This is a genomic window from Noviherbaspirillum autotrophicum (genome assembly GCF_000818395.1).
GTDB classification, from domain to species: Bacteria; Pseudomonadota; Gammaproteobacteria; order Burkholderiales; family Burkholderiaceae_D; genus Noviherbaspirillum; species Noviherbaspirillum autotrophicum.
Map to the genome: position 1 here is coordinate 3,405,824 of NZ_JWJG01000028.1, position 21,138 is coordinate 3,426,961.

The window sequence follows — 21,138 nt, forward strand, 5'->3', positions numbered from 1 at the left end:
AGATGCTTTCGCTATCCCGGTTGTCGAGTGCGGAAGAAAGATGGCGATGTGCAAGGGGGCTGCAAGGATGGCGCGAGGACTCGTGCAAGTCTCATGGTGTTGTCTCCTGAGTGAATCGGCGATGGTTTTATTATTTTTTTAACAGCTACGCACTTGAACGAACGCTTTCCACTGCACACGAACAAGTCTGAATGATTTCACCATATCTAGAGTGCATCCTCGACATCTCCTGCCGATTCACCAAGCCAACGCATTGACATCGCAAGCCAATATTACTTGCATAGCAACAATGACATAAAAAATTGTGTTATCGGAATTAATTAAAAAACAACTTATTTCCTTTAATTAACGACGCCGTGGCAAAGAGGCATGCCTGTCGTTATACTGTTTTTATATACAGTATTTCATAACACCATGCCCACCGCATCCCCACCGCCGCAAGCCCTACCGGACTACGCCGAGCTGCAGTGCGTAACGAATTTCACCTTCCTGCGCGGCGCCTCGCATGCGGAAGAGATGGTCATCCGCGCGGCTGCCCTCGGCTACACGGCACTGGCCATTACGGATGAGTGCTCGCTGGCAGGCGTGGTGCGGGCGCATGTCGCAGCCAGGCAGATGGCACTGCAGCTGATCATCGGCAGCCAGTTCCGGCTGGTGGACGAGGACGGCAACCCGGCCTTCTCGCTTATCGTTCTCGCCCAGAACCGCAACGGCTACGGCAACCTGGCCGAGCTGATCACGCTGGCGCGCACGCGCGAAGACGTGCGCAAAGGGTTTTACCGCCTCACGCCGGCGGACATCGCCGCGCCACAGGCAGAGTATGCGCATCTGCGCGGAATGCCCGACTGCCTGGCCATCCTGGCGCCGGAGCACGGCATTGACGTCGACAGGCTCGCAACGCAGGCGCAGTGGCTGCAGCAAACCTTCCCGCAACGCGCATGGCTGGCACTCACGCTGCTGCACCGGGCCGGAGACGAACAGCATCGCGCAACGCTCGAACAAGCAGCCCAGGAACACGGCTTGCCGCTCGTCGCCACCGGCGATGTCTGCATGCATGTACGCTCGCGCAAACCGCTGCAGGACACGCTCGCCGCGATCCGCCTGCGCATGCCGATTGCCGAATGCGGTTACGCGCTTGCGCCGAATGCGGAACAACATCTGCGTTCGCGGCTGCGGCTGGGCAACATCTATCCGCCGGCCGCGCTGGCCGAAACAGTGCGCATCGCGAAGCTGTGCACGTTTTCGCTGGACGAATTGCGCTATGAATACCCGGACGAGCTGGTGCCGCCGGGCGAGACGCCAGCCAGCCATCTGTGCAAGGAAACCTATGCCGGCGCGAACATTCGCTACCCCGCCGGCATTCCGCCCCATGTATGCCGGCAGCTGGAAAATGAGCTGGCACTGATCCAAGAGAAGCAATACGAGCCGTATTTCCTGACGGTGTACGACATCGTGCGCTTTGCACGCAGCAAACGCATCCTCTGCCAGGGCCGCGGCTCCGCAGCCAATTCCGCGGTCTGCTACTGCCTGGGCATTACCGAGGTCGATCCGTCGCGCAGCCATACCTTGTTCGAGCGCTTCATCTCGCGCGAGCGCGACGAGCCGCCCGACATCGACGTCGATTTCGAACACCAGCGGCGCGAAGAAGTCATCCAGTACATCTATGAAAAATACGGCAGGCTGCGCGCCGCGCTGACCGCGGTCGTCATCAGCTACAAGCCACGCAGCGTGTTGCGCGATGTCGGCAAGGCGCTCGGCGTGGACTTGGGCATCGTTGACCGGATCGCCCAGTCGCACCGCTGGTGGGACGGCAAGACCGGCCTGGCGGCGCGCTTTACCGAATGCGGCATGGACCCGGATACGCCGCTGGCGCGGCAGTGGGCCGATATCGCGGAAAAACTGATGCGCTTTCCGCGCCACCTGTCGCAGCATCCGGGCGGTTTCGTGATTGCGCGCGGCAAGCTGTCGCGCCTGGTGCCGATCGAGAATGCCGCAATGGAAAATCGCAGCGTGGTGCAATGGGACAAGGACGACCTGGACGCGCTCGGCCTGCTGAAAGTCGATATCCTCGCGCTCGGCATGCTGTCCATGATCCGTCGCGCGCTCGACATGATCGGCGCGCGGCGCGGCCAGCCCTTTGCGATGCAGGATATCCCGCGCGAAGACCCGGCCACCTATGACATGATCAGCAAAGCCGACACCATCGGCGTGTTCCAGATCGAAAGCCGCGCGCAGATGACCATGCTGCCGCGCCTGCGTCCCAACAAGTTCTACGACCTGGTGATCCAGGTCGCGATCGTGCGCCCCGGTCCGATCCAGGGCGGCATGGTGCATCCGTATCTGAAGCGCCGCCAGGGACTGGAGCCGGTCACCTATCCGAAGGATGAAATCAGGCCGGCGCTGGAGCGCACCTGCGGCATTCCGATCTTCCAGGAACAGGTGATGCAGATCGCGATGCTGGCCGCGGATTTCAGCGGCAGCGAAGCGGACCAGCTGCGCCGCTCGATGGCGGCTTGGCGGCGCAAGGGAGACCTTGCGCGGTTTCAGGAAAAGCTCAGGCAAGGCATGGCGGCCAAGGGTTACGAACCACCGTTTATCGACACCATCGTGCGCCAGATCGAGGGCTTCGCCGAATACGGCTTCCCGGAGAGCCACGCGGCCAGCTTTGCCCTGCTCGCATATGCGAGTTCATGGATCAAGCGCCACGAACCGGCGGTGTTTCTCGCGGCCTTGCTCAACAGCCAGCCGATGGGCTTTTATTCACCGTCGCAACTGGTACAGGATGCGCGGCGCCACCAGGTTGACGTGCGCCCGGCCGATGTCATGCTCAGCGATTGGGATGCGACGCTGGAGCCGGCGGCCGGCGCGCAGCCGGCGGTGCGGCTGGGCCTGAACATGGTGCGCGGGCTGTCGATTGATGCCGGCTTGCGTATCGAGCAGGCGCGCGTGCAGCGTCCTTTTTCCGACCTGGCGGATTTGGCGCTGCGTGCGCAGCTGACACGCCACGACTTGCAGATGCTGGCCGACGCGAATGCGCTGCAGGCGCTGGCCGGCAACCGGCGCCAGGCGTTGTGGCAGGCAGTGGTGAGCGCAGCCGACAAGGGATTGCTGAAACAGGCGCCGGTGCGGGAGGATGCGCTGCAATTGCCCCCGCCAAGCGAAGGCGAAAGCATCGTCGCCGACTATCGCTCGCTCGGCCTGACGCTGGGACGCCACCCGCTGGCGCTGCTGCGGCCGCTGCTGGCGAAACGGCGTTTCCTGCCGGCCGAGGTCTTGAACACCTTCGCCGACCGCCAGCTGGCGCGCGCCTGCGGCATCGTCACCGTGCGCCAGCGGCCGCAGACGGCCAGCGGCACCGTGTTCGTCACGATCGAAGACGAGACCGGTTTCGTCAACGTGATCGTGTGGCCGGCCCTGGTCGAACGTTATCGCACGGAGCTGCTCGCCTCCCACCTGCTGGGCGTATACGGGATATGGCAATGCGAGAGCAATGTTCGTCACCTGGTGGCGAAACGGCTGGTCGACATGTCGGCGCTGCTGGGAGACCTGGCCACGCGCAGCCGGGATTTTGCGTAAAAGCAAACAAGCATGCCGCAACCGTGATGGCGAGGTAACGAGTTGTTTCGATTTGAAACATGGCTTCGGCTTTTTCCGCAGCGGGGCTTAGAGTCCGGTTCAACATGAGACATGGGGGATCGCAGTGCGACGGGCTTCACTGCTTTTATTGCACATAAGGAATTGGCGGCAGCGGCCGCTGAAGCGCCGCATCATCGAGGCCGTGCTGGCGCTGTTCGCCTCGGCCGCAGTGGGCGGCGTGCTACTGGCTGCCTATGCGCTGCTGATCGTCGCGCCTAGCCTGCCGCCGCTCGATGCGCTCACCGATTACCGGCCCAAGATTCCGCTACGCGTCTATACCGCCGACCTGGTGCTGATCGGTGAATTCGGCGAGGAGCGCCGTGATTTCGTGCCGATCGCCGAAATGCCCGCAGTAATGAAGAATGCGCTGATCGCCATCGAGGACGAGCATTTCTACGAGCACAGCGGCGTGGACTACACCGGCATTCTGCGCGCCACCCTGGCCAACCTGTGGCGCAGCCGCTCGCAAGGCGCCTCTACCATCACGATGCAGGTGGCGCGCACGTTTTATCTCAGCCGCCAGAAAACCTATGCGCGCAAGATCCAGGAGATCATGCTCGCGCGCAAAATCGAACAGACGCTGTCGAAAGACCAGATCCTCGAGCTGTACATGAACCAGATCTATCTGGGGGAAAAAGCGTATGGCTTCGGCAGCGCCGCGCGCATCTATTTCGGCAAGACCGTGCAGGAGCTGACCATCGCCGAAGCCGCGATGCTGGCCGGCCTGCCGAAGGCGCCGTCGAGCGCCAATCCGGTGGTCAACCCGACGCGTGCCGCGCAGCGTCAGCAATACATCCTGAAGCGCATGCGCGACCTCGGCTACATCACGCCGAAGCAGCATGCGCAGGCAGTGCAGGAAAAGCTCGCCCTACGCGACAAGGGTTACCGCTTCGAGACGCATGCGGAGCACGCGGCGGAAATCGTGCGGCAATACATGTCCTCGCAATACGGCGACGACATCTACACCCATGGCTATACCGTCTATACCACGCTCAACAGCGCCGACCAGGACGCCGCCTACAGCGCCGTGCGGCGCGGCGTGCTGGAATACGAACGGCGCCACGGCTACCGCGGCCCGGAAGCCTTTGTCGCGCTGCCCGAGGACGAGGACGAGCGCGAACAGGCCATCGCCGACGCACTGCTCAAGCATCCCGACAGCGACGAACTGCGCTCGGCGGTGGTGCTGACCGCATCGACGAAAGCGGTGAGCGCCATGCTGCTGTCGGGCGATGTGATCAATATCGGCGCCGACGGCCTGCGCTTTGCAGCGCCCGCGCTGTCGACCAAGGCGCGCAACCGGATCAAGCCCGGCGCGGTCATCCGCGTGGTGCGCGACGCGAAAAAGCACTGGGCCGTCACCCAGCTGCCGGAAGTCGCGGCCGCTTTCGTCGCGCTCAATGCGAAGGACGGCTCCTACCGCGCCATGGTCGGCGGCTTCGATTTCGCGCTCAACCAGTTCGATCACGTCACGCAAGCCTGGCGCCAGCCCGGCTCCGGCATCAAGCCCTTCATCTATTCGGCCGCGCTGGAAAAAGGCTACTCCCCATCGACGCTGATCGATGATGCGCCGCTGACCATCAATGTGTCGGCCGGCAGCCAGGCATGGACGCCGCAAAACGACGACGGTCGCTACGACGGCCCGATCACCATGCGCACTGCACTGAAGAAATCGAAGAACATGGTTTCGATCCGCCTGCTGCAGTCGATCACCCCGCCCTATGCGCGCGAATACCTCACGCGCTTCGGCTTCGACGCGAACCGGCACCCGGACAATCTCACCATGACGCTCGGCACCGGCACGGTGACACCGCTGCAGATGGCCTCCGCCTATGCCGTATTCGCCAACGGCGGCTACCAGGTCGCGCCCTACCTGATCGAGAAAGTGCTCGACAACCGCGGCAACGTGCTGGTGCAAAGCACACCGGCCATTGCCGGCGACGAAGCGGCGCGCGTGCTCGATCCCCGCAATGCCTTCATCATGGACAGCATGTTGCGCGACGTGGTCAATTCCGGCACCGGCTACCTGGCTAGCCAGCGCCTGGCACGGCATGATCTGGCAGGCAAGACCGGCACCACCAACGACGCCATGGATGGCTGGTTCGCCGGCTATGGTGGCGATATCGTTGCGGTCGCCTGGATGGGTTACGACAAGCCGCGTTCGCTGGGCAACCGCGAATTCGGCGGCACGGTGGCGCTGCCGATCTGGACCGACTACATGCGCAGCGCCCTGCGCGGCGCGGCGCCCTTCCAGCGAGCGCTGCCGGCAGGAATTGCACAGGTCGACGGTGACTGGATGTACAACGAGTATGTCAGCCGCCATGACCCGGTGCGCGCGGTAGGCGATGCGGTCAAGAGCTTCTGGGACCGCCTGTTCGGCGACCGCCCGGTCGAGCCGGGCAACCAGGGCAACCCTAACAACAATATGCGCCGCAAGGATCCGATCGATGACCTGTATCGCGGCGGCTGAAAGCCGGGTCGATTAAACTGCAAGGATTGCCCATCCTCCCGGTCCTTGCCATGAAACCCAGCCTGACCACCGCCCTTCATCTGCTGCACGGCGCATCGTCCGGTGCACTGGCCACGCATTCGACGCAGCTGCCGGACTATCCGTTCGCCTCGGCGCTGCCATTCGTTCCGGACCAAGGCCATCGTCCGGTATTCCTGCTGAGCGGCCTTGCCGAACACACCAAAAACCTGATTGCCGATCCGCGCGCCAGCCTGCTCGTCACCGGGACCGACGCGCAAAATGTGCTGACCGGACCGCGCATGACCATCATGGGAGACGTAATTCGCGTCGATCCGACACCGGAGTTGGCGGCGCGCTATGTACGCTACCAGCCTGATGCGCAGCAGTATCTCGAACTCGGCGATTTCGCGTTTTTCCGTCTGCAGCCGAAGCGCACCCGCTATATCGGCGGCTTTGCGCAGATGGGATGGATCGAGGACGCGGAATGGCCGCAAGCAGCGGCATTTCCGTGGGCTGACGAAGCGGCGTTGCTGGCGCGCTTCGAGCATGCCTTGCCGGCTGGTGCCAGGCTGCTCGGTATCGACTGCTACGGCGCCGACCTCGAGCGCGATGGCAGGCGGCTGCGGCTGCCGTTTCCCGACACCTGCCGCAGCACGGAGGAAATCGCCAGCCGCATGGAATCCATGCGGCTCCACACCGTTTAGAACGCGGTTGCCAGCGTCAGGCGCGCATTGCGCGGCGCACCGGGGCTGATGTTGTTGTCGCCATTGGAAGTCGGGAAATACGTCCGGTTGAACAGGTTCTCGACATTGAGCGCCAGGCGCGTCTTGCCATCGGCGAAGGTGTAGTAGAGCGCCCCGTCCGTTCGGGTGAACGCCGGCAGTTTCACATCGTTGGTAAACGAAGCATAGCTATCCGACTGATAAACCACGCCCAGGCCCGCGCCCCAGCCATTGCCCAGGTTGAACTTGTTCCAGATCGACAGCGCATCGTCAGGAACCAAGCCGATCTTCTTGCCTTCCGCGCCGGAAGACGTGGCCTTGGTGATGCGGCCATTGAGGTGCGCGTAGCCGGCGAACACTTGCCAGTTGCGCATCACGTCGCCCTGCAAGCCCAGTTCCACGCCATCGGTACGCTGCTGGCCGGTCTTGACGAAGAAACCGGGGTTGGCCGGGTCAGCTGCGCGCACATCGTCGCGGTCGAGGCGGAATGCGGCGGCCGAAAGCGTCAGCTTGGGCAGCACATCCCAGCGCGCGCCGAGCTCGTAGTTCTTCGCCTTTTCCGGCGCGAGGTCCGCCGTGTTGGGCGCCAGACTCAGCTGCTCGCCCGACGGGAGTACCGCGTAGCTGTAGCTGGCGTAGTAGGTGGAACGCTCGGTCGGCGTCCAGATCAGGCCCAGGCGCGGGCTGAAGGCATTGTCGGTGCGCGAGAGATCGGTCGGCGTGGCGCGCTGGTCATCGAAGTCCACCTTGAAGTGGTCGTAGCGCACGCCAGCCAGCACCTTCCATTGCTTCGATAATGCCACCTGGTCCTGCAGATAAGCAGCGGCGATATCGGCCTTGACGCGGTTGTTGGCATCGCTGGCGCTCTGGCGGAAACTGCTCACGGCGGCAGTCGGATTACTCGCGGACACGGTAATTCGCGTGGCGTTGCCGAAGTAGCCAGTGTTGCGCACGCTGGTGCTGTCCTGATGGCCGAGTTCCACGCCCGCCAGCAGCGTATGCTCCAGGCCGGCACCGAGGAATTTCTTTGTCACATCGGTCTGGTTGAACACATTGGTGCGCTTGTTGGCATTGTTGTAGGCAGACAGTTCCACCTTGCCGGCAGCGTTGACCGGCCCGGCAGCCAGGACATTCTGGTAAAACTTGTCGTAGCGCGTCACCCGAAAATTGTTCCTGATTTCCAGGCCACCGCCGAAATCGTGCTCCAGCAGCGCCGAGAAACCGTCGACCGTCGACCTCGCCCGGTTCTGCTCTTCATTGCCGAAGAAAGTGTTAAGCGGCGCATCGAACGGCACGCCGTTGAACGACGGGAAGCCGCGGTCGGCGGTGCGGTCGTCGCGCAGGTGTTCATATCCCAGCGTCAGCACGGTGTCCTGGCCCGGCACCAGCGTCAGCGTCGGATTGATTGCATAACGCTTCATCTCGACGCCGTCACGGAAGCTGTCGCCGCGCTCGCCCATCGCATTCAGGCGCCACGCTGCGGCATCGTTGATCTTGTTGCCGACGTCGACCGAGCCGCGCACCTGGTTGTCGCTGCCGACCTGCAGCTCGGCAGCCCCGACATGGCCGAATACCGGACGCTTGGCGACGCGGTTAACCACCCCGCCGGCGCCGCCGCGGCCGAAGATCATGCCGGCCGGCCCTTTCAGGACTTCGACCCGCTCCAGGTTATACAGGTCGCGGAAGACCTGCCCGTCATCGCGAATGCCGTCGATATAGAAGTCGGCCGTGGTCGAATTTCCGCGCAAAACCAGCTGATCGCGATTGCCTTCCCCGGAATGCGCTGTCACGCCGGGCACATAACGCACCACGTCGGCAATGCTCTTCATCGCCTGGTCGCGCATCAATTCGGCCGGCACCACCGTCAGCGACGCCGGCACTTCCTTGAGCGGCGTATCAGTCTTGGTGAAGGTGGCCGAACGCTCGGCGCGATAACCCTGTACCGGACCGTCGGCGCGTTCCATCTGGGCACGCACGGTAATGCCCGACAAGGTGGATTCCTCCGCGCCATAAGCCAGCACGGGCTGGACGAATTGCGCCAGCGCCGCGAGCGTCAAGGCGGTCAAGGGGCGCAGGCGCGGCGCAACTGTGGTGGTGCGCAATGTGCGCCGGTGAGCCATCTGAGTCATGGTTACTTCTCCTGATTAATGTCGACTGGCTGGCTGACGGCGATGCCGCGGGCTGGCGGGGGTTAAGAAAACGTGGGGTGCGCTCTGAACGCAGCCTTTCCCGGGCGTATTCCTGCGCTGTTTTACTTTTCAACACTTAAGAAAACAGTGAAAAGGCTTTTGACGCCGGCTGCAGTACATATATAATAATGCGAATCATTATCATTTACAATCAGTTCGTTGATTTTCCGACATATCTAAGCCGTACCGGAAAACCCGGACCGAATCGATATCCCACCGGCAAGAAAAGGTAGAACCATGATCGTTTGTGTCTGCAACAACGTCTCGGAACGCAAAATCCAGCACGCTGTAAATGCTGGCGCCAGATCCATGCTGGCACTGCGCGCGTCGCTTGGCGTCGGCAACTGCTGCGGCAAGTGCAATTCATGCACCAAGGACATCCTGCACGAGTGCCTGCAAGCCCAGTCCGAGCGCGCTCCGGTTGCTCTCGCGGCGTAGGCGGACACGATGAACCGGACCGCCCCCTCCCCCGTTGCCACGCTTGCCACGTTTGCCGGGCAGGTTCGCCGCATCGGACCGCTCGGCCTGATCGTGCTGCTGCATATCGGCTTCTTTTATGCGCTCCAGAGCGGCTTGCTGCGCAAGGCCGGCGAAGCGTTTCCGCGCGAAGTTATCGCGACATTCATCACGCCCGAACCGGCGCGCGAAGAGCCGCAGCCGGCGCCACCGAAAACCGTTCCAGTGGTGAAAAAGGCGATGGCACCGCCAAAACCCGCGCCAGCCGCCAATTCCGCGCCGTCGCCCAAGGCGATCAGCGTCGATCCCAGCCCGCCCGCCCCCGATGCGGCAGCAATTGTTGCGTCTGCCCCGGAACTGGCCGCAGCGCCGGCCCCAGATGCGCCTGCGGCACCGAAAACCGTTACGTCCGGCATCGAATACCTCCAGCCGCCGCAACCCGAGTACCCGGCGATCTCAAAGCGCATGGGCGAGGAAGGCAAGGCCGTGCTGCGCGTCCTGGTAAACGAGAAAGGCAGGCCCGAGCGCGTCGAGCTGCATAAATCGTCCGGCATCGCGCGTCTCGACGAGGCTGCCCGCAAGGCGGCGCTGCGCGCCCTCTTCAAACCCTTTATCGAAGACGGCAAGGCGGTGCCCGCCTACGCCATCATCCCCATCAACTTTCAACTGGATTAAGGAACAATCATGCAAGGAAGCCCGTACGGACTGGAAACGCTGTGGATGCAAGGCGACTTTGTCACCAAAGGCGTCGCGATACTGCTGGTGTCGATGTCGATCGCCTCCTGGTACGTAATCGTCACCAAGGCGCTGCAACTGCTACGCTTCGGCCGGGCAGGCAAGGCCGCGGGCCATCAGTTCTGGGACACCACCAGCGTCGACGAAGGCCTGGCGACCCTCGGCAGAGCCAACCCGTTCGCCGACATCGCGCATGCCGGCGTCGGCGCGATGCGCCACCACAATGCGCACAAGGGGCACCTGCACGACCAGCTGTCGGTCTCCGACTGGGTCACGCTGTCGCTGCGCCAGGCACTCGATGAAGCCTCCGGCAAGCTGCAGACCGGCATGGCGGTGCTGGCCTCGGTCGGCTCCAGCGCCCCGTTCGTGGGACTATTCGGCACCGTATGGGGCATCTATCACGCGCTGGTGTCGATCGGCACCTCGGGCCAGGCCAGCATCGACAAAGTGGCCGGTCCGGTCGGCGAAGCGCTCATCATGACGGCGCTGGGCCTGGCCGTCGCCATCCCCGCCACCTTCGGCTACAACGCGCTGGTGCGAGGCAACAAGGCGATCATCGCCAAGCTCAACAAGTTCGGTTTCGACCTGCACGCCCTGTTCGTCACCGGCGCCCGTACCGAGCTGCCCGCCAACGACGGTGCCAACGGCGCCAGGCTGGCCGTCGTGGGAGGTGTGTGATGGCAATGGGCTCCCTGTCCAACTCGGACGACGATTTCAACCCGGAAATCAACACCACGCCGCTGGTCGACGTGATGCTGGTGCTGCTGATCATTTTCATCATCACCATCCCGGTTATGAACCACAGCGTCAAGATCGACCTGCCGCGCGCGACTAACCAGCCGAACGACAGCAAGCCGGAAAACATCAATCTGTCGATCGACGCCGAAGGCAAGGTGTACTGGAATGCCGATGTCGTCGATCCCGCAGAGCTGAACGCGCGCATCGCCGTCGCGGCGCAAAAGACGCCGCAGCCTGAGCTGCACCTGCGCGCCGAGCGCACCACGCAGTACGAAAAGGTGGCGCAGGTGATGGCAGCCGCGCAGTCCGGCGGATTGTCCAAGATCGGCTTCGTTACCGAACCGCAGGGTAAATAGTCTTTTTCATTGATCGGCCAGCAACGCCTCGATCCGATGCCCCGGCAAGCAATCAATCTTAGAAAGGAAGAAATCGAGCGGAGATGGCGGCCTGATCCTGCTATCGCTTACCGGCCTGCGGCTATGGGGGCTGCTGCACACGCCACGTACAGCCGGGGTATTGAACAATTGCGGCGCGCTATGCGCGGCGCTCTGATTCCGGTGGTCGAGCTGCCGCTGATGTGAAAGGTGGGTCGGGCAGGATGCCCGTGTCTCGCCGCACGGAATATTCGCAGGCGAAGCGTTCTATTTGACAGTCTTCAGCTTGATCACAAAACGCTCGTCGGTAACCGGTTGGGCATCGTCCGTCCCGCACCCGCCACATGAGCTGCAACCATCGCTGCATGCCGCCGCCTCGTCGGAGCCGGCCAGGCGGCGTGCGAGTCGTTCCCAGCCCAGGCGTCGTGCCAGCAGCTCCAGCCGAATGCGCAGTGCCCGGCGCCACACCTTCGGCATGTAGCGCCTGACGACGGCCAGGAACGCAGCCGCCACGATCACTCCGACGATCCATTCCTGCATCACGCGCCTCCGAGCAGCATGCGGCCGATCTGGTAGGTTGCGAATGACGCCAGATAGGCCAGGGTGAACATATATCCCGTCATCGCCAGCGGCGGAATCCAGGAGTTGGTCTCGCGCCTGACAATGGACAGCGTGGAAATGCATTGGGGTGCGAACACATACCATGCGAGCAGCGACAGTGCGGTCGGCAGGCTCCAGGTGGCCGCGATCATTGGCGTAAGCGCAGTCGCCAGTTGGTCGCCGGTGGCAGACAGCGCATAGACGGTGCCGAGGGCGCCGACGGCAACCTCGCGCGCCGCGAGGCCGGGAATGAGCGCAATGGCGATCTGCCAGTTGAATCCGATCGGCGCGAATACCACTTCCAGCATGCGGCCGAGATGGCCGGCCAGGCTGTACTGGATCGCGGGTCCGGTAGCGCCGTCGGGCGGCGCAGGGAAACTCGACAGGAACCACAGGATCACCATCAGCGCCAGAATGATGGTACCCACCCGGGTAACGAAAATCTTGGCGCGCTCCCACAAGCCGAGCGCGAGGTTGCGCAGGTTCGGCCAGTGATAATTCGGCAGTTCCAGCATCAGCGGCGTGTAGCGATTCTTGCCGAAGGTGCGCTTGAATGCGTAAGCCACGGCCATCGCCGACACGATGCCGGCCAGGTACAGGCCGAACAGCACCAGTCCCTGCAGGTTGAAGATGCCGATCGTGCGGTCCGGGATGAAGGCGCCGATGATCAGCGCATACACCGGAAGGCGCGCCGAGCAGGTCATCAGTGGCGCGATCATGATGGTGGCGAGCCGGTCGCGCGGATCCTGGATGGTGCGCGTGGCCATGATGCCGGGTACGGCGCAGGCGAAGCTCGACAGCAGCGGAATGAAGGCACGGCCGGACAGGCCGACACTGCCCATCAGACGGTCCAACAGGAAGGCCGCGCGCGGCAGGTAGCCGGACTCTTCCAGCGTCAGGATAAACAGGAACAGGATCAGGATCTGCGGCAGGAATACCAGCACGCTGCCGACGCCGGACAGGATGCCGTCCACCAGCAGGCTGCGCAGCACGCCGTCGGGCATGATGTCTTGCACCGTCTTTCCGAGGCCCTCGACGCCGCTCTTGATCAGCTCCATCGGCGCGGCCGACCAGCTGAACACGGCCTGGAAAACCAGGAACAGCAGCACTGCCAGAATGACATAGCCGAGCACCGGGTGCAGCACGACCGCATCGATCCTTTCGCCGATCGTATGCTCTTCGCCATGCCGCGTAATTACCGCATCAAGGATGCGGCGCACTTCCCTTTGCGTTTCTTCCAGCGAGGCGCTGTTGTCGGCATTGAATTGCGCATGCGCCCCGACGGCACTCACATCGGCGCGCGGCTGGCGCGCCAGCGCATCGAGCTGCGCGACCAGCGAAGTACTGCCGCCCGGCTTGACCGCTACGGTTTCTATTACGGGGATGCCCAGCTCCTGCTGCAGCTTCGCGGTGTCGATCTCCAGGCCGCGCTTCCTTGCCACGTCCATCATGTTCAGCGCCAGCATTGTCGGGCGCTTCAGTCGCAGCACTTCCAGCACCAGCCGCAGGTTCAGGCGCAGGTTGTTGGCATCCGCCACCAGCACGATCACGTCCGGCGGCACCTCGTCGGCGCGCGTGCCGAACAGCACGTCTCGCGTGATCGCCTCGTCCGGCGTCATCGCGTTGAGGCTGTAGGCACCGGGCAGGTCGACGATCTGGTACGAGCAGCCGGCAGCCGAGGTGAACTGCCCTTCCTTACGCTCGACGGTCACGCCTGCATAGTTGGCGACCTTTTGCCGGGCTCCGGTCAGGCGGTTGAAGAGCGCAGTCTTGCCGCAGTTGGGGTTGCCGACCAAGGCAAGGCGCAGCGGCTTGGCAGTACTCATAGACAGGATTGGGAAGGGTCGTTACGCGACGCTACGGTCGGCGGGTGCAATGTGGATCAGTGCCGCCTCGTGCCGTCGCAAGGCGAATGTGGTGTTGCCGAGCTTGACCGCCATCGGGTCGCGGCGCGGGAATGATTCGGCCACGACGCGAATCTGCTCGCCTGGCGCAAAGCCGAGTTCCAGCAGGCGGGTTTTCAGTGCCAGCTGTTCGGCATTGTGGGTATGCGCGAAACCGCGTACGACTGCGCGTTCGCCTTTCCTGAGCAAGCCGAGGTGAGGAATTTCATCTTGCAACGACTGATCGGTGAGGGCGGCAGACATGGTTCGCTTTCAAGAGTGAGTCAGAAAATGGCCGGTTGACACTTACTTTACCGCTCTTGAATATAGTATAGCACGCGAATGATAATTATTCTTAATAACATTCGTGCATTTAGTTGCCCAGCGGATACAGCAAGTTGTCACGATTATAGAGACCGCCTTCTGCCCAAAACTATGTGCAAGATCAATAAAGCCGGAAACAGCAAGCCAACGATCCAGTGCACCGCCGACCACAGCGGCCGGTTCTGCTCGGTAGCGAGGTAATACAGCCCGTAGCCGCTCAAGGTCAGCGCAGCTAGGAAGGCGATCATCGACCAGCCGGAAGCAAGGTTGCTTCCAGCCTTGATCGCCCGACGCAGATGGATGTTCAGGAGGCTGCCAACGAAAAACAGTGCAGCCATCGCGCCGGCACCGTGCAGTTTCATCGACCACGGTTCCAGCGGGTGGATGCCCTCCCCGAACTCGGTGACCGGCCGCATGAAGTAATGGGCGACCAGCCATAAGACGCCGCTGCCGGCTAGCCAGGCGGCGACGCCGTAAATGCAGAAACGGTGCCAGCGTTCGATGCGCAGGCCAACCGGGCGCGGGCCATTGGAAAGATGATGCAGAGATTGTTTTCGATGTCGCATCGCTCAGATTATAAAAGCGCAGGCGCCGAAACGTGCCACTGCAGGATGATTTGCATCTTGCGTGGCGGCGACGACCTTGGTCAGCGCGTCGGCCAGCATGCAGCTCGGCGCCCGTACCGTGACGCTAAAGTCGCCCGCACATGCCCGTCCGTTGCGGCCATCGATCAGCACGCTGCCCGCCGCGGCGTCGCGACCAGAGAAGTAATTGGCGGAAGTCGCCAAGGATTCGTCCTGCAGCTCGACTTGCATCGCCATGTCGGTTGGCGCGCGCGGGTTGCGGATCAGTACCGGATTCGCGCCCAGCACACGCAAATCACCGCCGGCATTGACGCAGGCCGAGCGCACGGCGCGCCGCTGCAGCACCTGGATGGCGAGGTCGACCGCGTATCCTTTTGCTATTCCGCCGAGATCGATCCACAGCGGACCGCTCTTCAGCGCATGGAGTCCTTCATCGAGCGACAGCGCACGACTGCCGGGAACATGATCGGCGCGCTTGCCGCCCGGTGGCGGCAGGCAGCCGGCGTCGACCAGCCGCGGTGCACAGGAGATGTCGAAAATGCCTTCGCTCGCGCCGTACACTCCCAGCGCCGTGCGCAGCACTTCGCGGGTATGCGCATGCACCGGCACCGCTTCGCCAGGCTGCGCGCGGTTGAAGCGCGACACATCGCTTTGGGGATCGTGAAAGCTCATCAGGCGCTGCACTTCGGCGATGGCGGCAAACGCGTCGTCGAAGCATGCCGCCAGTTCGGCGTCGCTAAGCGGATCGGCAATCGTGATGTCGACCAGCGTGCCCAACCAGGGCTGGGCACGGCGTTTCATTTCTTCAGTATTACCTGGGCGATGGCGGCAATGCGCCGCACGCCATCGGTCACGTGGTTGCACGACAGGGTCGCGCCGCTGATATTGGCGATGCCCTCGCCTACCACCAGCCCCGATTGCACAGTCTTGCCGGCGAATTGCCTGCGCCACGCCGGGCTCTTGATTTCGAAGCCGTGGCTTTCGCGGTAGGTGAGGATTTCGACCTGCTTGATGCTGGCGTCCGGATTGACGCCGACGGCGTACGAAATCAGTTCGAATTTCCCGATCACGTCGTCCAGCACCATGTGGCCCAGCAGCGCGTCGCCGCGATAGGCTGCGAATACACGCCAGTTCACCGAACGCGCCGGAAGCCCGGCCAGTTTCTCGACCTGCCGCATCTGTTCCGGCGCCAGCTGCAGATTTGCGTCGGCAAAGCGCGTGGCGTCGGGGAAGATGGCGTGCTGCGCCTGTTCCACCGTCAGGTACTGGGTTGCGAATGCCGAACCGCTGGCAGCAGCAGCGGCCGCCAGCGTCGCCAGATGGAGCGATTTCATATGCGACTGGAGAATTTAAAATGCGAAGCCGAGGCCGAGGTTCACGCGGTTGCGTGTCGTGTCCTCATAAAACTTCTGGTAATCGGCCTTCAGTACGACACCCTCACCCACCCGGAAGTTCGCGCCAACCGTGACGACCTTTTCATCCGGCCCGGTCGCCGCACCCAGCCCCGCCGGCACCGGGGTATAGCTCTTGGCCGTATTGAAGCGCTCGTAGCGAACGAACGGTGACAAGGCGTAATCGCCCGACTTCCAGAGCTGATAGGCCGCTTGCGCATACCAGCCGGCGAAGGACGACGGAACCGGCGTCGGATTGCCTGCGAAGGTGAGGTTCAGTGCGTCGACGCCGCTGATATGGCCACGCGCATAGACAGCCGAAAGATCCCATCGGCCCGGCGTGTAACGCGTATGCAGATCCCACAGCGTCAGGCGCGCATCCGTGGCGGCAAAGCCGGCAGTGTTATGGCCCATCTTGCCGGTGAATACGGAGCCGCCCAGCAGCAGCCCCGGCACGCCGCGCCAGTTGAGCGCACCGTGCACGCTCATGTCGCGCGATTTGGCAAGCTGGCCTTCCTGATGGATCGCGCCCAGCGGCGACTCGCGTCCTTCTTCGGATGCGGCATCCCACTTGGTGAGGTCGAAACCGGTGGTGACGCCAGCATCCCAGCTCAGGCCGTTTTCCAGTGTGGACGACAGTCCCACGCCGACTTCGCGCCAGGTCGACGGGATAATCGCGGTTTCCACGAAATTGCGCTCGACGCCATAGTAGGCGGTCGGCTCATGGTTGGTGTTCAGCAAGCCGGCAGGAATCAGGAACAGGCCAGCCTTGGCGCGCAGGCCGTTGTCGAATTCGCGCTCGACGTAGAGTTGTTCTACCGCCACTTCGCCCTGGTCGTCCTTCGAGGTCACCGAGTGCTCCAGTTCGAACTCCGACACCAGCTTGGTCTTGTCGTCGAAGCGGTGCTGGATGCCGATCACGGCGCGTCGCACGTCGGTCTGCGCCTTGCTGGCGTCCTTGGTGGGATGGTTGTAGTTGATTTCACCGTAGCCTGTCACCACCGTCTGCGGCGCGCCGGACGCGGCTCCCTGGCTGGCCGGAGCGGCGGCTGCCATGGTTTCCTGGCGCTTTTCGACCGTATCGGTTTTCTGTTTGGTTGCCGCCAGCTCGGCCTTGACCTTTTCCAGTTCGGCGGCCAGTTTTTCGATGCGCTGCATTAGCTCGGCTTCGCTTGCAAACGCCGCTGCCGGCGCCATCACAAAGGCGGCAAGGATGGCTTGCGCCAGGATATTTTTCTTCATTACTGCTCCGGTAGAGTAAAAATCATTGAGCCTGATAGCCGTCATTCAGGGTGCCGAGGAACTGCATCACGTCGTCGATCTCATTCTCCGTCAAGGCCGGCGCCATGCCGGGCTGACGGTTGTACGGTGCTTCGCTGGTGTTCACGTTGGCGCGGTATTGCGGCGGCAGATCGTCGAACTTTTGCACGACACCGCCCACCGTCGGATACCACTCTTCCGGGTTGGTGTCGCGCCGCACGTAAAAGCGCAGCGCATCGCGCAGATTGCCGAAGCGGCCGTTATGGAAGAACACCTTGCGGGTGGCGACATTGCGCAGGGTTGGCACCTTGAACGCACCGCACAGCTCGGCGCGCGACGCGAGGTCGGTGCGATCCGGACCGCACAAGCCGAGATCGAAGTAGCTGGCATCGGCAGTGGCCGGAATGGCGCTGTCGCGCGGAACGCCCAGGTTGTCGAAACTGAAGTCGGTAAACAGTGGCGGCGAACCGTCCGCACCACGCGCGCTGGTGTGGCAGGCGGCGCAATTGCCCTTGGCGGGGTTGTTGAAAAGAGCCAGGCCGCGTAGTTCTGCCGCGTTCAGCTGCGCCTTGCCGGCCAAAAACAGGTCGTACTTGGAATCGAACGGATGAAATCCGCTGTCCTCGATCTGGTAACGCTGCAATGCGAACACCGCGCGGTCGAACGCTTCATCCGTGTTGTCGAAGACCGCAGCGCCGAACACTTTGCGAAACTCGTCCACGTAGGAAGTCTGCGTCAGGCGCGCCACTACGTCCGCCTTGCTGGCGTTGGCCATTTCATGCGGGGCCAGGAACGGCCGCTGGGCCTGCTCTGCCAGCGATTGCGCACGGCCGTCGCGGTTGAATCCACCGATCGGCGTGCCCTCGGCATCGAAGGAAAATACGGGATTGAAGCTGAGGTAGCGCAGCGACGGCACAGCGCGAAAACCCGATATATCGAGATTGGGCCCGCCGAGCTGTACCGAGAAAGCATTGTTCTGCGCATGCGCATGAGCGGGATTGTGGCAGCTCGCGCACGATTGTCCGCCGGATGCGGAAAGGCTGGCGTCGCTGAAAATCTTTTCGCCAAGCGCTGCGACCGCGCTCAACCCGGCTTCCTGAGCGGCGGCGCCGCTATCCGACCCGCCGCCGCATGCACTTAATACACAGGCGGCCAGCACCGCCAATGACCAGGCAAGCGCGCGCACTGCGCGCGAAGGGCCATGGCCTCCGACATTCGACTTGTTCATCCCGGTTCCGTGACAAGATCCGCTGGCTGTCACTGCCCTGGCATGTCGCGGCAGTCGAACTGGCTTGCGAGAAGAGAAAAACAGATTTCCACCGCAAAGGGAGACGTTGCGAATGCGTAAATCTGCTGTAAATAGCAACCTAAATGAGAATGATTGTAATTAACCACGGCACTTAATTCAATAGGCTTGTTGCTATAAGGCAGCTTTCAACCTGAAAAAAGATGCACTCACGGTGCCATCGCCACCGGGATGTGATCCGCCGTGCAAGCGTCACCGCTCGTGCGAGACAACAAACACTGACCGCTCGCTAATGTGCAGCGCAGGTCCCTCCACCGCCTCGAGCGTGAACAGGATTCGATGGGACCCGGGCCGCAGCCCCGCCGGCAAGGCACGCACGCGCAATGGGATACTGCGCGAAGCCGCGGCATCGATGTCGTACTCCCCTCCCTCAAGCGACCTGATCGCATCCAGCCCGGTCACTGCGATCCTCACCCGACGGGGCCGCTCATCCATATTCATGACCTGCAGCCGGAATACGTTTTCAACCGCGCCGTCCTCTGCCAATCGCGCTGCGGCACGATCGGGAATCACGTTCAGCCTGATCGGCGGGCGCAATGACAGCGCGGCGACATACAACAAAAGCCCGCCGGCCAGGATGCCGGCGTAGCCCAGCACGCGCGGGCGCAGGAATCCGCGCCACAGCCGCTGCACCGGTTGGGCCTGCTCCGCTGCGGTCAGTGTGGAGTAGCCGATCAGGCCGCGCGCCATGCCGAGTTTGTCCATCACCGCGTCGCATGCGTCGATGCATGAAGCGCAGTCGATGCACTCGTACTGGAAGCCGTTGCGGATATCGATCCCGGTCGGGCATACTTGCACGCAGATCGTACAATCGACACAATCGCCCTGCCGTGGCGCGCCCGGGTCGCGGTGCTTGCGCCGCAGTCCGCGCGGCTCGCCACGCAGGCGGTCATAACGGATAACCAGCGTATCGCGGTCGAACATCACGCTCTGAAAGCGCGCATAGGCGCAGATGTACTTGCAGAACTGCTCGCGCATCCAGCCGGCATTCAGGTACGCCAGCCCGCCGTAAAGGCAGATCCAGAAACTCGCCCAGGGGCCGGCAGAGAACGCTATGAGTTCGCCCAGCAGTGTCCGGATCGGCGTGAAATAGCCTACCAGGGTGATCCCGGTCCATACCGCCAAAAGCAGCCAGGCGCCATGCTTGGCGAGCTTTTTCGCTGCTCCGGAAAGCGACAGCGGCTGTGTGTCGAGCCGCATGCGGGCTGCGCGGGTGCCCTCGATCCTGTTCTCGATCCACATGAACATCGTGCTGTAGACCGTATGCGGGCAGGCAAAGGCGCACCAGACACGCCCGGCCACGGCGCTGGCGAGGAACAGCAGACCGGCGCACAGCGCAAGCAAACCGGCGAAAAAGATGAAATCCTGGGGCCACAACACCAGCCCGAACACGTTGAACTTGCGCGCGGCAAGGTCGAACAGCACAGCAGGCCGGCCGTTCCAGCGCAGCCACGGCAAGCCGTAATACACTAGCTGCGTCAGCCACACGCAAGCCCAGCGCCTGCGGGTGTGGCGTCCCTGCGCCTCCCGTACATACAGCCTGTGACGCGCCGCATCGACTTGCACGGGCCGCGATCCGTGTCCGCCGCTGCCAGAGTACGGATCGTGAAGACGCTCAGTCGACATGGCTGTGCCCATGCTCCCGAATTCGCTCCAGCGTCGCATGGTTGTGATGGGCTACATATGTTTTGGAAAAATCCAGCGGCTGCGTCGAGTGCATGACCCCGTCGAACCGGCGCACGCTACAGGTGGCAGGCAGGCTCCGAATTCGGCTACGCCGAAAATGCCCACCACAATCTTGGCCCAGAAGGGCTCCCCTTCGATGCAATAGGCCACTTCGTTGCGCGCCCATCCGCTCAACAGCAGCAGCCATCCAAACTAACAGCAAATCAAGCTGAGGCGGCGCATGCTTGCCGCCGCATTTCCCGGCTCATGGCATGCACGGCCTCGACCAGCACCGCGACGGCGTCGGGCGGCGTGAATTGCGAAATGCCATGGCCAAGGTTGAAGACATGCCCGGCCCCGGCTTGCGGCTGGCCGAACGATGCCAGCAGCTTGCGCACTTCCGCCCGGATTTGCTCGGAACCGGCAAACAGCACGTTCGGGTCGAGGTTGCCCTGCAGCGCCACCTTGTGCCCGACCTTGGCCCGCGCCGCCCGCAGATTCACCGTCCAGTCCAGCCCCACCGCGTCGGCGCCGATGTCGGCAATTTCCTCCAGCCACAAGCCGCCGCCCTTGGTGAATACGATCGCCGGAATCTTGACGCCGTCCTGCTCGCGCTTGAGCTGGGCCACGACCTCGCGCATGTAGGCTAGCGAAAACTGTTGATAAATGCCATCGGCCAGCGCCCCGCCCCAGGTGTCGAAAATCATCACGGCCTGCGCTCCGGCGTCGATCTGGGCATTCAGGTACGCCGCCACCGCTGCCGCATTGGTCTTCAGGATGTGGTGCATCAGGTCGGGCCGGTTGTACA

18 protein-coding genes are annotated in these 21,138 nt (G+C 62.8%); 7 read left to right on the forward strand and 11 right to left on the reverse strand.

Features of this window, described 5'->3' with window-relative positions:
• Positions 1–414: 414 nt before the first annotated feature.
• From TSA66_RS17060 to TSA66_RS17070, 3 genes are all read left to right on the forward strand, one after another.
• A complete protein-coding gene (locus TSA66_RS17060; RefSeq protein ID WP_040042701.1) occupies positions 415–3,576 on the forward strand; it encodes an error-prone DNA polymerase in 3,162 nt (1,053 codons plus the stop codon).
• Between the two features lie 148 nt (positions 3,577–3,724).
• The gene (locus TSA66_RS17065) at positions 3,725–6,103 is read left to right on the forward strand and encodes a penicillin-binding protein 1A (RefSeq protein WP_052452394.1); all 2,379 of its coding nucleotides are present in this window, start codon (positions 3,725–3,727) and stop codon (positions 6,101–6,103) included.
• Positions 6,104–6,153: 50 nt separating this feature from the next.
• Entirely contained in the window at positions 6,154–6,807 is a 654-nt protein-coding gene (locus TSA66_RS17070; RefSeq protein ID WP_040040802.1) for a HugZ family pyridoxamine 5'-phosphate oxidase, read from the forward strand.
• Here TSA66_RS17070 and TSA66_RS17075 read toward each other — a convergent pair.
• A complete protein-coding gene (locus TSA66_RS17075; protein WP_198358834.1) occupies positions 6,804–8,954 on the reverse strand; it encodes a TonB-dependent receptor in 2,151 nt (716 codons plus the stop codon). The genes TSA66_RS17070 and TSA66_RS17075 overlap by 4 nt on opposite strands.
• Before the next feature lie 297 nt (positions 8,955–9,251).
• On the opposite strand from TSA66_RS17075, the gene TSA66_RS17080 reads away from it, so the two are divergent.
• Genes TSA66_RS17080 through TSA66_RS17095 form a run of 4 tightly spaced genes read left to right on the forward strand, consistent with a single transcriptional unit; the run spans position 9,252 to position 11,299 of the window.
• Entirely contained in the window at positions 9,252–9,452 is a 201-nt protein-coding gene (locus TSA66_RS17080; protein ID WP_040040803.1) for a (2Fe-2S)-binding protein, read from the forward strand.
• A 9-nt stretch (positions 9,453–9,461) separates the two neighbouring features.
• A complete protein-coding gene (locus tag TSA66_RS17085) occupies positions 9,462–10,145 on the forward strand; it encodes an energy transducer TonB (RefSeq protein ID WP_040040804.1) in 684 nt (227 codons plus the stop codon).
• 9 nt (positions 10,146–10,154) lie between these two features.
• Positions 10,155–10,883, forward strand: a complete 729-nt coding sequence (locus TSA66_RS17090; RefSeq protein WP_040040805.1) for a MotA/TolQ/ExbB proton channel family protein — start codon at positions 10,155–10,157, stop codon at positions 10,881–10,883.
• Entirely contained in the window at positions 10,883–11,299 is a 417-nt protein-coding gene (locus tag TSA66_RS17095) for an ExbD/TolR family protein (RefSeq protein WP_040040806.1), read from the forward strand. Before TSA66_RS17090 ends, TSA66_RS17095 begins: the two co-directional genes overlap by 1 nt.
• 285 nt (positions 11,300–11,584) lie before the next feature.
• Here the strand turns inward: TSA66_RS17095 and TSA66_RS17100 are convergent, their stop codons facing one another.
• From TSA66_RS17100 to TSA66_RS27390, 10 genes are all read right to left on the reverse strand, one after another.
• Positions 11,585–11,857 carry a DUF6587 family protein gene (locus TSA66_RS17100; RefSeq protein ID WP_052452395.1) on the reverse strand — a complete coding sequence of 91 codons (273 nt, stop codon included), beginning with the start codon at positions 11,855–11,857 and terminating at the stop codon, positions 11,585–11,587.
• Positions 11,857–13,743 carry a ferrous iron transport protein B gene (gene feoB / locus TSA66_RS17105; protein WP_040040808.1) on the reverse strand — a complete coding sequence of 629 codons (1,887 nt, stop codon included), beginning with the start codon at positions 13,741–13,743 and terminating at the stop codon, positions 11,857–11,859. The genes TSA66_RS17100 and feoB overlap by 1 nt, the downstream gene beginning before the upstream one ends.
• 21 nt (positions 13,744–13,764) lie before the next feature.
• Complete coding sequence (locus tag TSA66_RS17110; RefSeq protein WP_040040809.1) at positions 13,765–14,064, reverse strand: FeoA family protein; 300 nt, start codon at positions 14,062–14,064, stop codon at positions 13,765–13,767.
• Between the two features lie 143 nt (positions 14,065–14,207).
• On the reverse strand, positions 14,208–14,690 hold the full coding sequence (locus TSA66_RS17115; RefSeq protein ID WP_052452396.1) for a hypothetical protein: 483 nt from the start codon (positions 14,688–14,690) through the stop codon (positions 14,208–14,210).
• A gap of 3 nt (positions 14,691–14,693) precedes the next feature.
• On the reverse strand, positions 14,694–15,509 hold the full coding sequence (locus tag TSA66_RS17120; RefSeq protein WP_040040810.1) for an FAD:protein FMN transferase: 816 nt from the start codon (positions 15,507–15,509) through the stop codon (positions 14,694–14,696).
• The gene (locus tag TSA66_RS17125) at positions 15,506–16,042 is read right to left on the reverse strand and encodes an FMN-binding protein (RefSeq protein ID WP_040040811.1); all 537 of its coding nucleotides are present in this window, start codon (positions 16,040–16,042) and stop codon (positions 15,506–15,508) included. The genes TSA66_RS17120 and TSA66_RS17125 overlap by 4 nt, the downstream gene beginning before the upstream one ends.
• A gap of 15 nt (positions 16,043–16,057) precedes the next feature.
• A complete protein-coding gene (locus tag TSA66_RS17130) occupies positions 16,058–17,341 on the reverse strand; it encodes a porin (RefSeq protein WP_040040812.1) in 1,284 nt (427 codons plus the stop codon).
• Between the two features lie 22 nt (positions 17,342–17,363).
• The gene (locus tag TSA66_RS17135) at positions 17,364–18,587 is read right to left on the reverse strand and encodes a cytochrome-c peroxidase (RefSeq protein WP_084199675.1); all 1,224 of its coding nucleotides are present in this window, start codon (positions 18,585–18,587) and stop codon (positions 17,364–17,366) included.
• A gap of 270 nt (positions 18,588–18,857) precedes the next feature.
• Positions 18,858–20,303: a cytochrome c oxidase accessory protein CcoG gene (gene ccoG, locus TSA66_RS17140; RefSeq protein WP_232429485.1), complete on the reverse strand. Its 1,446-nt coding sequence runs from the start codon at positions 20,301–20,303 to the stop codon at positions 18,858–18,860.
• A gap of 251 nt (positions 20,304–20,554) precedes the next feature.
• Positions 20,555–21,138: uroporphyrinogen decarboxylase family protein (locus TSA66_RS27390; RefSeq protein WP_040042707.1), on the reverse strand; the 584-nt coding region annotated here is incomplete at its 5' end.

Excerpts from the sequence above, each read along its gene's own strand:
- TSA66_RS17075 (WP_198358834.1), bottom strand. The coding sequence starts at position 8,954 with ATGACTCAGATGGCTCACCGGCGCACATTGCGCACCACCACAGTTGCG.
- TSA66_RS17120 (WP_040040810.1), bottom strand. The coding sequence starts at position 15,509 with ATGAAACGCCGTGCCCAGCCCTGGTTGGGCACGCTGGTCGACATCACG.
- ccoG (WP_232429485.1), bottom strand. The coding sequence starts at position 20,303 with ATGGGCACAGCCATGTCGACTGAGCGTCTTCACGATCCGTACTCTGGC.
- TSA66_RS17115 (WP_052452396.1), bottom strand. The coding sequence starts at position 14,690 with ATGCGACATCGAAAACAATCTCTGCATCATCTTTCCAATGGCCCGCGC.
- TSA66_RS17095 (WP_040040806.1), top strand. The coding sequence starts at position 10,883 with ATGGCAATGGGCTCCCTGTCCAACTCGGACGACGATTTCAACCCGGAA.
- TSA66_RS17100 (WP_052452395.1), bottom strand. The coding sequence starts at position 11,857 with ATGCAGGAATGGATCGTCGGAGTGATCGTGGCGGCTGCGTTCCTGGCC.
- TSA66_RS17080 (WP_040040803.1), top strand. The coding sequence starts at position 9,252 with ATGATCGTTTGTGTCTGCAACAACGTCTCGGAACGCAAAATCCAGCAC.
- TSA66_RS17125 (WP_040040811.1), bottom strand. The coding sequence starts at position 16,042 with ATGAAATCGCTCCATCTGGCGACGCTGGCGGCCGCTGCTGCTGCCAGC.
- TSA66_RS17135 (WP_084199675.1), bottom strand. The coding sequence starts at position 18,587 with ATGAACAAGTCGAATGTCGGAGGCCATGGCCCTTCGCGCGCAGTGCGC.
- TSA66_RS17060 (WP_040042701.1), top strand. The coding sequence starts at position 415 with ATGCCCACCGCATCCCCACCGCCGCAAGCCCTACCGGACTACGCCGAG.
- feoB (WP_040040808.1), bottom strand. The coding sequence starts at position 13,743 with ATGAGTACTGCCAAGCCGCTGCGCCTTGCCTTGGTCGGCAACCCCAAC.
- TSA66_RS17085 (WP_040040804.1), top strand. The coding sequence starts at position 9,462 with ATGAACCGGACCGCCCCCTCCCCCGTTGCCACGCTTGCCACGTTTGCC.
- TSA66_RS17090 (WP_040040805.1), top strand. The coding sequence starts at position 10,155 with ATGCAAGGAAGCCCGTACGGACTGGAAACGCTGTGGATGCAAGGCGAC.
- TSA66_RS17070 (WP_040040802.1), top strand. The coding sequence starts at position 6,154 with ATGAAACCCAGCCTGACCACCGCCCTTCATCTGCTGCACGGCGCATCG.
- TSA66_RS17130 (WP_040040812.1), bottom strand. The coding sequence starts at position 17,341 with ATGAAGAAAAATATCCTGGCGCAAGCCATCCTTGCCGCCTTTGTGATG.
- TSA66_RS17110 (WP_040040809.1), bottom strand. The coding sequence starts at position 14,064 with ATGTCTGCCGCCCTCACCGATCAGTCGTTGCAAGATGAAATTCCTCAC.